Genomic DNA, 13,496 nt, shown 5'->3' with positions numbered 1-13,496 from the left:
CACATGGAGAGACTGCGGGTATGACCCTCTTTTTGCCGCCATTAGCGGCAGATGATTTTCGCTTTCCTCCGGTGAGCGATGCACTCGCTCACCCAGATGGCCTGTTAGCTATTGGTGGCGATCTCTCGGCTGCACGGCTGATGTCTGCCTATCGTAGCGGTATTTTCCCTTGGTTTGGTGAAGAAGACCCGTTACTGTGGTGGTCGCCAAGTGAACGGGCCATCATTCGTCCCTCTGACTTTCACGTCAGCCGCAGCTTGCGCAAAGCGGCGCGCAAAAGCCAAGTGACCGTGACCATCAATCATGCCTTCGAGGCAGTGATTCATCAATGTGCCGCCATCAGGGGCCCTGAGCAAACTTGGATCACCGACCAGATGCGTGAGGCCTACCTCGCCCTTCACCAGCAGCACGATGCGCACAGTGTCGAAGTGTGGCAAGAGGATCAACTCGTAGGGGGATTGTATGGTGTCGCCGTAGGACAGTTTTTCTGCGGTGAATCCATGTTTTCGCTTATCGATAATGGCTCAAAATTCGCGCTTTGGCAGTTTTGTCATCACTTTCAAGCTCAAGGTGGGCAGTACATCGATTGCCAAATGATGACGCCCCACCTTGCCTCTCTCGGCGCCACGGCGTGGCCAAGGGATGAGTTTATTCACGCCCTATACGCGGCGCGAGACACGCGCTTAAAAGCCGCATATATGCCGCACGTTATCGCGGACTTTCGTGAGAGGCAGTCATGAACGTAGCGCTAAAAGTCGGCCTTACTCCAGCTTCTCGCTGCCAATATATATCGACAGAGAACGAACAGCTCGCGGTCGTGTTATCCCCCGACATGCACCACCCTGCAGGTTACCAGCAACTGATCAACGCCGGTTTTCGCCGCAGTGGTAACATGATGTATCGCCCGCATTGTCCTCACTGTAATGCGTGCCAATCCTTGCGCATTGATGTTGGCGCGTATCAACCAAGTAAAAGCCAAAAGCGCCATCGCAGCCAACTAAAACGGCTGCGGGTAAAGGTTAGCGACCAGCTCGACCCAAACTGGTTTTTACTTTACGATCAATACATCACCGCGCGTCATGCTGATGGCAATATGTACCCAGCTAAAGCGGAGGACTTTATTGCCTTCACCCATAGCGACTGGCTTCACCCCTGCTTTATTCATTTGTATGAGCCTAATAACGGTGAAGAGACCTTGGTTGCGATTGCCGTTACCGATGTGCTGAGTGACGGTTTAAGCGCCTTATACAGCTTTTTTGACCCGTTCCATCGTTTTTCATTAGGACGCGTCTGCATTCAAGCTCAACTTGAATATGCCAGCGCCGAGAAAAAATCGTGGCTTTATCTGGGCTATCAAATTGATGATTGTCCAGCCATGCGTTACAAAGCGGATTACTTCCCGCATCAACGCTTTATAAATCACCAATGGCGACCCTTTAGCTTGCCCATATCCACCGCTTAGTGGCTATTTTTTCTAGCAAGCTTGGCGTCAACAGGGTAAAATTCGCACCCGAACTTTACAGACTTTCAGAATAGAGGCATTATCTGTCGGTCAAAAAATTGGCTAAAACAGTAAGCCTAAGAGGATTCAATGGCAAAAGAAGACGTAATTGAAATGCAAGGTACCGTGCTAGACACGCTACCTAACACTATGTTCCGCGTTGAGCTAGAGAACGGTCACGTGGTGACTGCCCACATTTCAGGCAAGATGCGCAAAAACTATATCCGCATCCTGACCGGCGACAAAGTCACTGTTGAAATGACCCCTTACGATTTGTCGAAAGGTCGCATCGTTTTCCGTTCGCGTTAATCCTCATAACGCGATCAAAAAACCCGGCGCATGCGCCGGGTTTTGCTTATCAGACTTCTCCTACGCTCTATGCAGGTTCCATCTGGTCGCTGAATTGGAAATCCAAGCGGTTGTTTTTAAGCACAACACGCACTGTCCCACCGTTCACTAGGCAGCCAAACAACAGCTCGTTTGCCAACGGCTTTTTCAGGTTGTCTTGAATCACCCGGCCCATTGGACGCGCGCCCATGGCTTTGTCATAGCCCTCTTCGGCAAGCCAGCGCTTCGCTTCGGAGGTCACTTCCAGAGAGACCCCTTTCGCATCCAGCTGAGCTTGTAACTCAACAATAAACTTATCAACCACTTGCAGAATGACCGTTTCATCAAGGTGATTAAACCAAATGATGTTATCTAAACGGTTACGGAATTCCGGTGAGAACACCTTTTTGATTTCCGACATCGCATCGTGACTGTGATCTTGTTGAATCAAGCCAATGGACTTACGGACCGTCTCTGCCACACCGGCGTTGGTTGTCATGACCAAAATAACGTTACGGAAATCCGCTTTACGGCCGTTGTTATCGGTCAGCGTCCCGTTATCCATCACCTGTAACAACAAGTTGAACACGTCCGGATGCGCTTTTTCGATTTCGTCCAGTAACACCACCGAGTGTGGATGCTTGATCACTGCATCAGTTAACAACCCACCTTGGTCGTAACCCACGTAACCTGGAGGCGCACCAATCAGTCGACTCACAGTGTGGCGCTCCATATATTCGGACATATCAAAGCGCTGTAACTCGATTCCCATGGCACGTGCCAGTTGCACCGTGACTTCGGTTTTACCCACACCGGTTGGCCCTGCGAATAAGAACGAACCCACAGGCTTGTTTTCCTCGCCTAGCCCCGCTCGGCTCAGCTTGATCGCTTCCGACAACGCCGTAATCGCCTTGTCTTGACCGAACACCAGCATCTTCAGCTTATCTTCCAACGACTGAAGCACATCTTTGTCCGAGGACGACACTGATTTTTCTGGGATACGCGCCATCTTGGCAATCATCGACTCGACGTCCGCAACATTCACGGTTTTCTTACGCTTGCTCGCTGGCGCCATCCGACAACGCGCCCCAGCCTCATCAATCACATCAATCGCTTTATCTGGCAAATGACGTTCATTGATGTATTTAGCCGACAGTTCAACCGCCGCACGGATCGCCTTGTTGGTATAGCGAACTTCGTGGTGCGCTTCATATTTCGGCTTCAAGCCCATCAAAATCTTCGTGGTGTCATCGATAGACGGTTCAATGACATCGATTTTCTGGAAACGACGTGCCAAGGCACGCTCCTTCTCAAAGATGGAGCCATATTCTTGATAGGTTGTTGAGCCAATACAACGTAACTTCCCGCTGCTTAGCAATGGCTTAATCAAGTTTGCGGCATCAACTTGTCCACCACTCGCCGCCCCTGCACCGATAATGGTGTGGATTTCGTCGATAAAGAGTACGGCATGATCTTCTTTCTCAAGCTGCTTCAAGATGGACTTAAAGCGCTTCTCAAAATCGCCACGATATTTGGTACCCGCAAGAAGCGAGCCGATATCCAGCGAGTAAATCACGCAATCTTTGATGACATCAGGGACTTGCCCTTCTACGATTCTCCATGCGAGGCCTTCAGCGATAGCGGTTTTACCCACGCCGGCTTCGCCGACTAACAGCGGATTGTTCTTACGACGGCGGCATAGCACCTGAATGGTGCGTTCCAGCTCCTTGTCACGACCAATCAACGGATCAATGCCCCCGACCCGCGCGAGCTGATTCAGGTTGGTGGCAAAGTTTTCCAGTTTATCTTCACCGGGCTCGCCACTCGCCTCTTCAGCGCCCATGTCGCTACTCGGCAAATCGTCGTTGTCATCTTTCGTGGTGCCGTGAGAGATAAAATTCACCACGTCCAAGCGACTCACGTCGTTCTTTTTCAAAAGGTAAGCCGCGTGAGACTCTTGCTCGCTAAATATCGCGACCAATACGTTCGCACCACTCACTTCGCTGCGCCCTGACGATTGCACATGGAACACCGCGCGTTGCAGTACGCGCTGGAAACTCAATGTCGGTTGCGTTTCGCGTGATTCATCATCAACAGGGATAAGAGGGGTCGTTTGCTCAATAAACGCATCGAGCTCTTTACGCAGGCCATCTAGGTCTGCGCGGCAAGCTGTCAAGGCTTCTTGAGCGGCGGCGTTGTCAATTAACGCGAGAAGCAGGTGCTCCACCGTCATGAATTCGTGGCGCTTTTCACGCGCACGTGCAAAGGCTCCGTTGAGACTCGCTTCAAGTTCTTTATTCAGCATAAGGCACCTCCCTCAATAACCGCGCTAAAGCGTGCCGGAGAAATCATGCTTTCTCCATGGTGCACAGCAATGGATGACCATGCTCTTTGGCGTACATCATCACTTGTGCCACTTTTGTTTCCGCTACCTCTGCGGTGAATACACCGCAAACGGCTTTTCCTTCGTAGTGCACCGTCAGCATGACTTGCGTCGCTTTGTCCACGTCCATGGCAAAAAACGTCTGGAGCACTTCAATGACAAACTCCATCGGCGTGTAGTCATCGTTGTTCAGCACCACCTTATACATAGATGGCGGTTGTAGCTTCGTCTTCTCTGACGCTGCGATGTCAGCATCAGGGAGCGCCCACTCGTTCCAATTACTCATAACCACTTACAATGCATTGTTTGGGTGTCTAGGCTGTCGTTGTGGCGGGGCGTTGCTGCCATCCACTGATCCCGTCCACCTATCTTTAAAGTTAAGCCACAGATTGTATTCCAGCAACCCTTTCAATGCGAACAAAGTGTGTCTGTACAATTGTTAGTCACTTACTGATATATCTAGGGGTAAAAGTGCTAAAACGTTCACTGTTCAACAAAAACATCTCAGCCCCCACCATAAGAAGTGTACAAAAATAAAGACACTCGACGGCTATAAAGTGGAAATAACTGTGTTGATGGGATTGAAAAAGGGATTTTCGCTAAATCTATCTCAGTATTTAGACGTAAGAAATTATTCATAAACCAATAAAATTTATTACACCCGATGATTGCGATTTCATTCACGCCACTAGGTTATCCCATCTTGTATAGTGAGATAAATAACTCTAGATACAACACATAACTAGCTGAATTTATAACAATTAAGCGACATTTCACCTATAACAGATAGTCACGTACCGAGCATCCACAGTGAGAGGTGAGTCGATAGATTCATGAAAATGACATTATTGTTTTTTATGCATTTATTGTCAGGCTCTCACACTTTTCCGGATTACTATGAAAATGTTGTTATAAGTTATTATCGATACTTGACTGCCTAAAAGTATCTACTACAGTGGAAATTGTGGTAGATAAACTAACCACTTTTTGATCGCACGCTCACCATCTTGAGCAAATGCTGTCTGATGCGTGCTAGCGCAGAGGTCATGAGTGGGCACTTAGTTTATTGCAAGGTATGCAAAAGTTTGATGCAAGAGGGATGTTTCGCATGGAAACTGGTACAGTAAAATGGTTTAACAATGCCAAGGGATTCGGCTTTATTTGTCCTGAAGAAGGAGAAGGCGACGTTTTTGCGCATTACTCAACAATCCAAATGGATGGATACAGGACGTTGAAAGCGGGTCAAACCGTCAGCTACGAGGTTCAAGAAGGACCGAAAGGCTACCATGCGAGCCAAATCGTCCCCGTTGAACAAGAAGCAGCGAAATAACAACGCGTTATTCGCGACGGTTACAAAGGAAAAAGCGAGCGCATTGCGTTCGCTTTTTTTCGTACTCGGCGCGCTCTACCTTATAGAGACACTCGCCCATCGCAGGCCATGCTCATAGTAAGCCAAGAGCTTCCTTATAGTGCAACCGGCAAACCGACACATAACGCTCGTTACCACCGATCACAACTTGATCGCCATCAGCGATCGCATTGCCATTCGCATCTTGGCGGATCACTCGATTGGCTTTACGACCACAATGACAAACCGTTTTTAGTTCTACTAACTTATCCGCCCAAGCGAGTAAGTATTGAGAGCCTTCAAATAGCTCTCCTCGAAAGTCTGTGCGTAATCCATAACACAACACAGGAATACGCAATTTATCGACCACATCAGTTAACTCAAGCACTTGCTGCTTGGTGAGAAACTGGCTCTCATCCAGTAACAGGCAGTCTACTTTTTCGTGTTCTTGAATGGCTGAAACATGTTCGAATAAATTGGTTTCATTGTGGTATAGGTGCGCCTCTGTCTCTAAACCAATTCGTGAGCTAATTTTTCCCTGACCATATCGGTCATCGATTGCCGCTGTATATAACAGGGGCTGCATGCCTCGTTCTTGATAATTAAAGGCTGATTGCAAAAGTGTTGTCGACTTACCGGCATTCATTGCGGAGTAATAAAAATAAAGCTGCGCCATTGTTATCTCGGATTATTCGGTCATCAGGCTTAAAATCAATCCAGCATGCTACCGGATCTCATCAAAAAGGAAAGCCCCGACCAGCGGGGCTTTGCGCTCAATCCTATTATGAGGTAGTTACGAGCGAGATTAGGCCATGGCTTTGCACGGGCGCTTTTTCAGCCACAGTAGCGCAAAACAAAGCGCGACAAAGGCCAGTGTCGTGGCGGCAAATGCCAACCATAGTGATGCGGTAACGCCAAGGACCAAAAAGCCAACCGCGGACACCAGAGCGCCACCAATCGCATAAGGCAACTGTGTCGAGACATGATCAATATGCCCACAGCGTGCCCCTGTGGATGACAAGATGGTGGTATCTGAGATCGGTGAGCAATGGTCACCAAACACCGCACCGGCTAATACCGCCGACAGCATAGGTAACATCAAGGAAATTTCCGTCGCCGCAGCCAGATCGCCCGCGATCGGTAGCATGATACCAAAGGTTCCCCATGAGGTGCCGGTCGCAAATGCCATCACTGCCGCGAGTGAAAAGAGCACAACAGGGAGTAGCTCAGATGGCATATTGCCCTGCACCAATGAAGACAGATATTTACCCGTTTGCAAGTCGCCGATGATATGGCCAATAGACCATGCAAACAGCAGAATAAGAATGGCCCCAAACATGGATTTCGCCCCGACCCATAAGGTTTTGCTGATCGCAGGCGCACCAATCCCTTGTTTGATCGTCATGGCTAAAGCAACGATAAGTCCAGCTGCGCCTCCCATCAGAAGGGACATGCCTACATCAGTATTCTCAAACGCGCCGAGTACTGAGAAGGATACATCGTCACCCGCTAACGCTTGTGCGCCGGTGTAGAGCATCGCACTGATGGTCGCCACAACGAGGACCACAATCGGTAACACCAGATCAGAAACCGTGCCGTGCTCGCTTTCTTCAATCCCAAGATCGTCACAAAGATCGGCACAATTGTCGCTTTCATCCCCTAAGCGACTGCCTTTTTTTGCTTGGTATTCAAATTGACGCATAGGGCCAATATCAAGCTGAAACCAAATCACTGCAAAAACCAGCAGAAGCGCAAAGATTGCATAGAAGTTCATCGGGATCATGGTGACAAAGGCGCCGAGCGGCGTGTAATCTGTCACCCCATGTGCGACTAAAATCGAGCCGATGACGGTAATGATATAAGCGCCCCAGCTCGAAGCGGGGGTAATAACACACATAGGTGCGGCGGTCGAATCGAGAATATACGCCAGCTTGGCTCGAGACACATGGAAGCGATCGGTCACAGGGCGCGAAACAGCCCCCACCGCCAAGCTATTAAAATAGTCATCTACGAAAATAAATACGCCCAAGAAAGCCGCCAGTAGCTTTGCTCCTCGTTTGCTTTTAATTCGGCTCTGTGCCCAATTTGCAAACGCTCGTGTTCCTCCAGAGAGGGACAATAAAGCGGTGATCATTCCCAGCAATACTAGGAAAGCAAGAATACTCATATTCCAGCTATTAATGCTGCCGTCAGCCACAAATAGGCCGGCAACCACATCAAAAAGGTATTGCGCCGATGTCCCTAGGGAAAAGTCAGCGAGTAGCAAGGTACCGAGTACAATCCCCATGCCTAGCGACAACAGCACGCGACGTGTTGCAATGGCAAGGCCCAAAGCCAGCAAGGGTGGAAGTAACGATAAAGCGGATGAAGAAAAGTCTGTTAAGTTCATGATCTCAATATCAACCAATTGGTTGGAGATCTACTGCAGAAACGAAGACTGGTAAGGCGTGGTAACACACAGCAAACAACTTGCCTCCTACAGTAGCGCTCCATAGTGTGTCCTAATTACTATGGCAGTGCTGCCCCTATTCGGTAACAGCCCCAGCACAGTCGGCATGATGGCCTTACTGGCTTCGGCGTTGGCTCCTTTCATGTGCGGTCACTGGCATCACCCTCGTGCACACTACTTATAAACAACGCACCTCTACGTTAAGAGTGGAGCATTCTACACAAGATGTTCACTATCGCAACTGTTCACGCACAAAAAGCCACCACTTAAAACGTCACACTATCAAGTGTCGATGAAATCAGTCGCAACCACTCAAAATTTGGGCATATTTAAAAAAACACCCTTAAATATGGGTAACAAATATTGCGAACAGAAAATAAATAATGAAAAATAGGCACTAATTATTTTATGTAATATTGTATATTTCACTTATACTGTTACCATCCGTTCAATTAACATATAAATCAAATAGGAACCCAATAATGTCTGATGCAATGAAAGCGTTACTTAACCTACGCAGCTTACGTGCTGTCGCAAAAGAAATGACCGCCGAGCAACTTAAAGAAGCGTTAGAAAAGCTACAAACCGTCGTTGAAGAACGTGAAGAGATTGAGCGTCAAGCGCAAGAAGAAGAAAAAGCACGCCTAGCGAAACTGGAAAAATACCGTGAGATGTTAATCGCCGATGGTATTGAACCTGATGAACTCATGAAATTATTAGGTGGTGCAAGCAAGTCTAAATCAACAGGCAAGCGCGCGGCACGCCCTGCTAAATATCAATACACTGATAGCGACGGCTCGGTAAAAACATGGACCGGTCAAGGTCGTATGCCGAAAGTGATCCGTGAAGCAACCGAAAATGGTAGTGCGAAATTAGAAGACTTCTTGATCCCTGGCCAACAAGCCTAAGTGTTGCACATGAAGATAAAAAAAAGAGGCCGGACGGCCTCTTTTTTTTATCTGATTCGTAGAATCTCTATCATCACCCATTAACCAAACTTTATCCGGTCTGCCAAATGACTGACCGCTAACGCAAAGTAGTGTGAACGGTTCCATTTCAACAAGCTTTGATAGTTGTTATAAACCAAATAAGCTCGTCCAAGTTCATCATCAGGCTGAATCAACCAAGCTTGAATATCGACATTCGGCAACGCTTGGCCATTAAGACGCGTTACACCCAGTGCTTGCCATTGATTTAATGACAGCGCCTTATTACTTTCGACACCAAGTTTATTCCTATCTATATGCTTTGGTAATTTAACTTGGCGTCCCCATGTGTACGTATCGTCCCAGCCAGCTTGTTTTAGATAGTTCGCCGCAGAAGCAAAGACATCAGCTTCCGTTTGCCAAATATCTTTTTTACCATCTTGGTTCCCATCAACCGCATAATGAAGGAAAGACGTCGGCATAAACTGGCTTTGCCCCATTGCACCGGCCCATGAACCTTTCATGTTTTCAGGCGCAATATGCCCTTCTTGCAATATGGTCAGTGCTGCCATTGTTTGTTGGCGGAAAAAGGTTTCTCGACGCCCATCATAAGCCAATGTGGCCAGTGCTTCGATAACATTGTAGTTGCCTTGCAGTTTGCCAAAATTACTTTCCACGCCCCACAAGGCTACAATGAAACGAGGCTGAACCTGATATTCCTCACCGACTTTTTTTAGCGCCGCATAATGTTTTTTATACAGCGCTTTCGCCTGATCGACTTTCCAATCAGGTACGGCGCGGGGAATGTATTCATCCAAGGTTAAACGCCGCTCAGGTTGATTTCGATCGGCACTGACCGCCCGTTCATGATACTCAATGCCAGCAAACGCGCGTGCCAGTATATCGTCATCAATCCCTGCTTGACGCGCTTCCTCTTTCAATGATTCGACGTACTGATCAAACCCTTCTTTTGCAAATAGCGGCCCCGAGGTAAAAACTGAGGCTGCAACCAATGCTGAAATCAAACCTTTGCGCATACGCTTCCCTAATTACAATTTTTCATTCTTGTTTCGGATAGCCTGCAACGCCGCATCCGGTGGCGGTGGTAATTGTAGAAAGAACCCTTCGTTTTGCAGACTTTGTTTCACTTTCTCAATATCAACAACCGCAAGTTTTTCTCGCTTACCGAGATCAATCATCATGGCAAACTCTGGTTGTCCAAAACTGTTCATTAATGCTTCTGGCACATCATCGAATTTATCTCTCCCCGGTACATAAAGATAGGTGCCTTCTTTCTTTTTGCTACGATAAATTGCGCAATACATCTCAATGTCCTCATCAGCATGCCATAACGATGGCGAAATAGTGTCATCGACGAGTTAAGGTTTGTTAGGCTTTGCCGCAAAATGTGTCACACAATGCTCACTAAACGCGGCTCACATCGCGCACCATGACAAGAAATCGCCAAAATTAGGGGGCAATGTCCGCCGAATATCAAACCCTGCTTGCCGCATCGATGCTGTGAATATACCATGCTATCCAACGTCTGATAATGCGCGTCTGACTCGCGTTTCAACGATATAACCGGAATCAAACAACATGCACAAACACCCGGAGTTGAAAGGCTCAACTTTTACTTTGTCTGTTCTTCATCTTGTGGATGACAATTTTACTGAAGCGGCCGCCATTTTGGCTGATAAGGTTTCCCAAGCCCCCGCATTTTTTGAAGGCGCGCCTGTGGTGGCGGATGTCAGCCGTTTAAAGCTATGCCCAGATCTCACCGCTTTAAAGCACTGTTTAAGTGAAACTGGGATGATTTTAGTCGGCCTTACTGGCGTCACGCATAACGATACCCGCCAGCAAGCCAAATCGGTGGGGCTTGCGGTACTCAAATCGAGCAAGCAATCTCGTGTTGCCGATCCGATTCAAACCCCCACTAAAGTGGTCACGAATCCCGTGCGCTCGGGACAGCAAATCTATGCCAAAAATGCTGACTTGGTGGTATTGAATCATGTCAGTGCCGGGGCGGAAGTCATTGCTGATGGCAGTATTCATATTTACGGCGTGCTGCGCGGCAGAGCCATTGCCGGCGCCAGCGGCCAGCAGCAAGCGCGTATTTATTGCCAGAATTTACAATCAGAATTATTGTCAGTAGCCGGTAGCTACTGGCTAAGCGACAAAATTCCATCTGAGTTTATTGAGCGCCCCGTCATGGTCTCGCTCAATCAAGAAAGCTTACAAATAGACCCCCTCACGCTATAACAGAATAAGGACGAGGAATGGCACGAATTATTGTAATTACCTCCGGTAAAGGCGGTGTTGGTAAAACCACGTCGAGTGCAGCACTCGCGACGGGACTCGCCATGGCTGGCAAAAAAACCGCAGTGATTGATTTTGATATTGGTCTTCGTAATCTCGATTTAATTATGGGATGTGAGCGCCGCGTGGTGTATGACTTTGTCAACGTGATCAACGGCGAAGCCAACCTTAATCAAGCACTGATCAAAGACAAACGGGTTGAAAATCTATTTATTCTTCCAGCCTCACAAACTCGTGATAAAGATGCGCTCACCAAAGAGGGCGTCGAGCGGGTGTTAAAAGAGATGGATGAGCTTGGGTTTGAATACATCATCTGCGATTCGCCTGCGGGTATCGAAGCTGGCGCCCTCATGGCCCTGTATTTTGCCGACGAAGCCATCGTCACGACCAACCCTGAAGTCTCTTCGGTGCGCGACTCTGATCGCATTCTGGGCATTCTCGATTCAAAATCTCGCCGCGCCGAAAACGGTGAGGAACCGGTTAAGCACCACTTGCTCTTAACCCGTTATAACCCAAGCCGCGTGACCAACGGCGAGATGCTCAGCGTGTCGGATGTTGAGGAGATCTTACGTATCCCACTGTTAGGGGTCATCCCAGAAAGCCAGTCAGTACTGCATGCCTCAAACAAAGGCGAGCCTGTGGTTCTCGATCAAGAATCGGATGCGGGACAAGCGTATGAAGATGCCATTGCAAGATTGCTTGGCGAAGAGCGCCCATTCCGCTTTATTGAGGAAGAGCGCAAAGGTTTTCTAAAACGCTTATTTGGAGGCTAATGTGGCATTGCTAGAGTTCTTTCGGCCAGCCAAGAAAAAATCCGCCAACATTGCAAAAGAGCGCCTGCAAATCATTGTTGCGGAGCGACGCAGTGCAGATAGCCCTGCCCCAACCTATTTGCCACAGCTCAAGCAGGATATCTTAGATGTGATCCGTAAATATGTGGATATCGGTCCCGAGCAAGTCTCCGTGAGCCTCGAGCAAGGGGACGACGATCTTTCCGTCTTAGAGTTAAATGTGACTTTGCCGGAAGAAGGGAAAGAGAGCTAAAGCGTGAGCCTCGTTCGCTGATTGTAGAAAAGCGGTGCTGAGCACCGCTTTTTTAATGCGTCACTGGCGCACTGGGAATCATCGCTATCAGGCGCTTGCCAATCAGAGTATACCGCCACCCTTGTGCGAGATCTGGGCGTTTATCCTCCGCTTTATGCTCTCGCCATACCCAACTGATCAACTGATTCAATTGCTTCTTTGAGCCAATAAACTCTGGTACAAAACCCAGCTCATCCGCACACTGTTGAACGCTTTCTTTGAGCGTCTTAATCACGGCTTTGTAACCCGGCTCATCGACTAAACGCGTGATGGGTTGTGGCCACTTCGCTTTAGGAAGCTTCTCAGCTTGCTTCGCCAGCGTGATCAAAGTTTGGGCATGATAGCGAATCTCAAATTTATCAAAATCATGCGCTTGCATTTGCTCAACGCTACGAATTCCAAATCGCGCCATTTTCCAAAGGTGAAGCTCTTTCACAATAAAATTAAGCGCAATATCGCGACGTCGTGCCTCTTTCGCGCGCCACTTTGCAAGCGATTGGAGCACCGCTAATTGATTCGGCTGCAGCTGCCACGCGTATTTAATATCAAGATATGCCAGCGAATCCTCTTTGGGTTGGCGCTTTTTGTCACATAAGCGGATACATTCTTCTTGCAACGCCGCTTGCCACTGTGTTTTTGCCAAGGCTTTCTCAAGCGCTTGGTACAGAGGCATCAAATAATACACATCCGCCGCCGCATAATGCTTTTGCTTATCGGTTAGTGGGCGCGCACACCAATCAGTGCGTGATTCGCCTTTATCAAGCGCCACTCCCACATAGGTATTCACCAAACTCGCAAACCCTTCTGATACACCGTGCCCTAAAAAAGCAGCCATCAGCTGAGTATCAACCATAGGGGTGGGTAAGGTACCAGCATAGTGTTGGAACACATCCAAGTCTTCACTACTGGCATGCAATACTTTGGTGACATTGGTGTCAACCAGCAATGCCCACAATGGGGAAAGATCCTCGATTTCAATCGGATCGATGAGTACAAGTTGCTCACCATCATACAATTGCACCAACCCAAGTTGCGCGTAAAACGTACGGGTACGCACAAATTCGGTATCGACCATCACAGCAGGTTTCTGGCGCATTTTTGCGCATACGTCGACAAGTTGTTGATGTGATGTGATTTGTTGATAATTCACAAGTTAGCCT

15 protein-coding genes and 1 riboswitch are annotated in these 13,496 nt (G+C 48.3%); of the genes, 8 read left to right on the top strand and 7 right to left on the bottom strand.

What is annotated here, in order from left to right; all coding sequences use genetic code 11:
- The first annotated feature begins 20 nt into the window (after positions 1 to 20).
- From aat to infA, 3 genes are all read left to right on the top strand, one after another.
- Entirely contained in the window at positions 21 to 740 is a 720-nt protein-coding gene (gene aat / locus N7E60_RS05295; RefSeq protein WP_269598305.1) for a leucyl/phenylalanyl-tRNA--protein transferase, read from the top strand.
- The gene (locus N7E60_RS05290) at positions 737 to 1,462 is read left to right on the top strand and encodes an arginyltransferase (protein WP_269598304.1); all 726 of its coding nucleotides are present in this window, start codon (positions 737 to 739) and stop codon (positions 1,460 to 1,462) included. The genes aat and N7E60_RS05290 overlap by 4 nt, the downstream gene beginning before the upstream one ends.
- A gap of 129 nt (positions 1,463 to 1,591) precedes the next feature.
- Complete coding sequence (gene infA / locus N7E60_RS05285; RefSeq protein ID WP_069588804.1) at positions 1,592 to 1,810, top strand: translation initiation factor IF-1; 219 nt, start codon at positions 1,592 to 1,594, stop codon at positions 1,808 to 1,810.
- Between the two features lie 67 nt (positions 1,811 to 1,877).
- Here infA and clpA read toward each other — a convergent pair whose 3' ends face one another.
- Both clpA and clpS read right to left on the bottom strand, forming a co-directional pair.
- Positions 1,878 to 4,133: an ATP-dependent Clp protease ATP-binding subunit ClpA gene (clpA, locus tag N7E60_RS05280; protein ID WP_077455191.1), complete on the bottom strand. Its 2,256-nt coding sequence runs from the start codon at positions 4,131 to 4,133 to the stop codon at positions 1,878 to 1,880.
- Between the two features lie 43 nt (positions 4,134 to 4,176).
- On the bottom strand, positions 4,177 to 4,497 hold the full coding sequence (clpS, locus tag N7E60_RS05275) for an ATP-dependent Clp protease adapter ClpS (RefSeq protein WP_069588801.1): 321 nt from the start codon (positions 4,495 to 4,497) through the stop codon (positions 4,177 to 4,179).
- An 822-nt stretch (positions 4,498 to 5,319) separates the two neighbouring features.
- Here clpS and cspD point away from each other — a divergent pair.
- Positions 5,320 to 5,541: a cold shock domain-containing protein CspD gene (cspD, locus tag N7E60_RS05270; protein WP_069588926.1), complete on the top strand. Its 222-nt coding sequence runs from the start codon at positions 5,320 to 5,322 to the stop codon at positions 5,539 to 5,541.
- Between the two features lie 112 nt (positions 5,542 to 5,653).
- Here the strand turns inward: cspD and N7E60_RS05265 are convergent, their stop codons facing one another.
- Positions 5,654 to 6,235: a thymidine kinase gene (locus N7E60_RS05265; protein WP_069588799.1), complete on the bottom strand. Its 582-nt coding sequence runs from the start codon at positions 6,233 to 6,235 to the stop codon at positions 5,654 to 5,656.
- Between the two features lie 129 nt (positions 6,236 to 6,364).
- Positions 6,365 to 7,948, bottom strand: coding sequence for a Na+/H+ antiporter NhaC family protein (locus N7E60_RS05260; protein WP_269598303.1), 1,584 nt, complete (start codon positions 7,946 to 7,948; stop codon positions 6,365 to 6,367).
- A gap of 85 nt (positions 7,949 to 8,033) precedes the next feature.
- Positions 8,034 to 8,214: riboswitch (Lysine riboswitch) on the bottom strand.
- A gap of 276 nt (positions 8,215 to 8,490) precedes the next feature.
- Here N7E60_RS05260 and N7E60_RS05255 point away from each other — a divergent pair.
- The gene (locus tag N7E60_RS05255; protein ID WP_069588796.1) at positions 8,491 to 8,916 is read left to right on the top strand and encodes an H-NS family histone-like protein; all 426 of its coding nucleotides are present in this window, start codon (positions 8,491 to 8,493) and stop codon (positions 8,914 to 8,916) included.
- An 80-nt stretch (positions 8,917 to 8,996) separates the two neighbouring features.
- Here N7E60_RS05255 and N7E60_RS05250 read toward each other — a convergent pair whose 3' ends face one another.
- Together N7E60_RS05250 and N7E60_RS05245 are read right to left on the bottom strand one after the other, a co-directional pair.
- Positions 8,997 to 9,971, bottom strand: coding sequence for a lytic murein transglycosylase (locus tag N7E60_RS05250; protein ID WP_077765697.1), 975 nt, complete (start codon positions 9,969 to 9,971; stop codon positions 8,997 to 8,999).
- 12 nt (positions 9,972 to 9,983) lie between these two features.
- Positions 9,984 to 10,259, bottom strand: coding sequence for a YcgL domain-containing protein (locus tag N7E60_RS05245; protein WP_069588792.1), 276 nt, complete (start codon positions 10,257 to 10,259; stop codon positions 9,984 to 9,986).
- Between the two features lie 274 nt (positions 10,260 to 10,533).
- Here N7E60_RS05245 and minC point away from each other — a divergent pair, with 274 nt between their 5' ends.
- The 3 genes from minC to minE are packed head-to-tail and all read left to right on the top strand — an operon-like array spanning position 10,534 to position 12,297.
- The gene (gene minC / locus N7E60_RS05240; protein WP_069588789.1) at positions 10,534 to 11,196 is read left to right on the top strand and encodes a septum site-determining protein MinC; all 663 of its coding nucleotides are present in this window, start codon (positions 10,534 to 10,536) and stop codon (positions 11,194 to 11,196) included.
- 17 nt (positions 11,197 to 11,213) lie between these two features.
- On the top strand, positions 11,214 to 12,026 hold the full coding sequence (gene minD, locus N7E60_RS05235) for a septum site-determining protein MinD (RefSeq protein ID WP_077455195.1): 813 nt from the start codon (positions 11,214 to 11,216) through the stop codon (positions 12,024 to 12,026).
- Between the two features lies 1 nt (position 12,027).
- Positions 12,028 to 12,297 (top strand): cell division topological specificity factor MinE, encoded by a 270-nt coding sequence (minE, locus tag N7E60_RS05230; RefSeq protein ID WP_069588784.1) that lies wholly within the window; start codon positions 12,028 to 12,030, stop codon positions 12,295 to 12,297.
- A gap of 52 nt (positions 12,298 to 12,349) precedes the next feature.
- Here the strand turns inward: minE and rnd are convergent, their stop codons facing one another.
- Entirely contained in the window at positions 12,350 to 13,486 is a 1,137-nt protein-coding gene (gene rnd, locus N7E60_RS05225; protein ID WP_269598301.1) for a ribonuclease D, read from the bottom strand.
- Between the last annotated feature and the right edge of the window lie 10 nt (positions 13,487 to 13,496).

The organism is Salinivibrio proteolyticus (genome assembly GCF_027286365.1).
Taxonomy (GTDB): domain Bacteria; phylum Pseudomonadota; class Gammaproteobacteria; order Enterobacterales; family Vibrionaceae; genus Salinivibrio; species Salinivibrio proteolyticus.
Note: the sequence above shows the minus strand (reverse complement) of the source record. Positions and strands in the feature narration are given on the sequence as shown.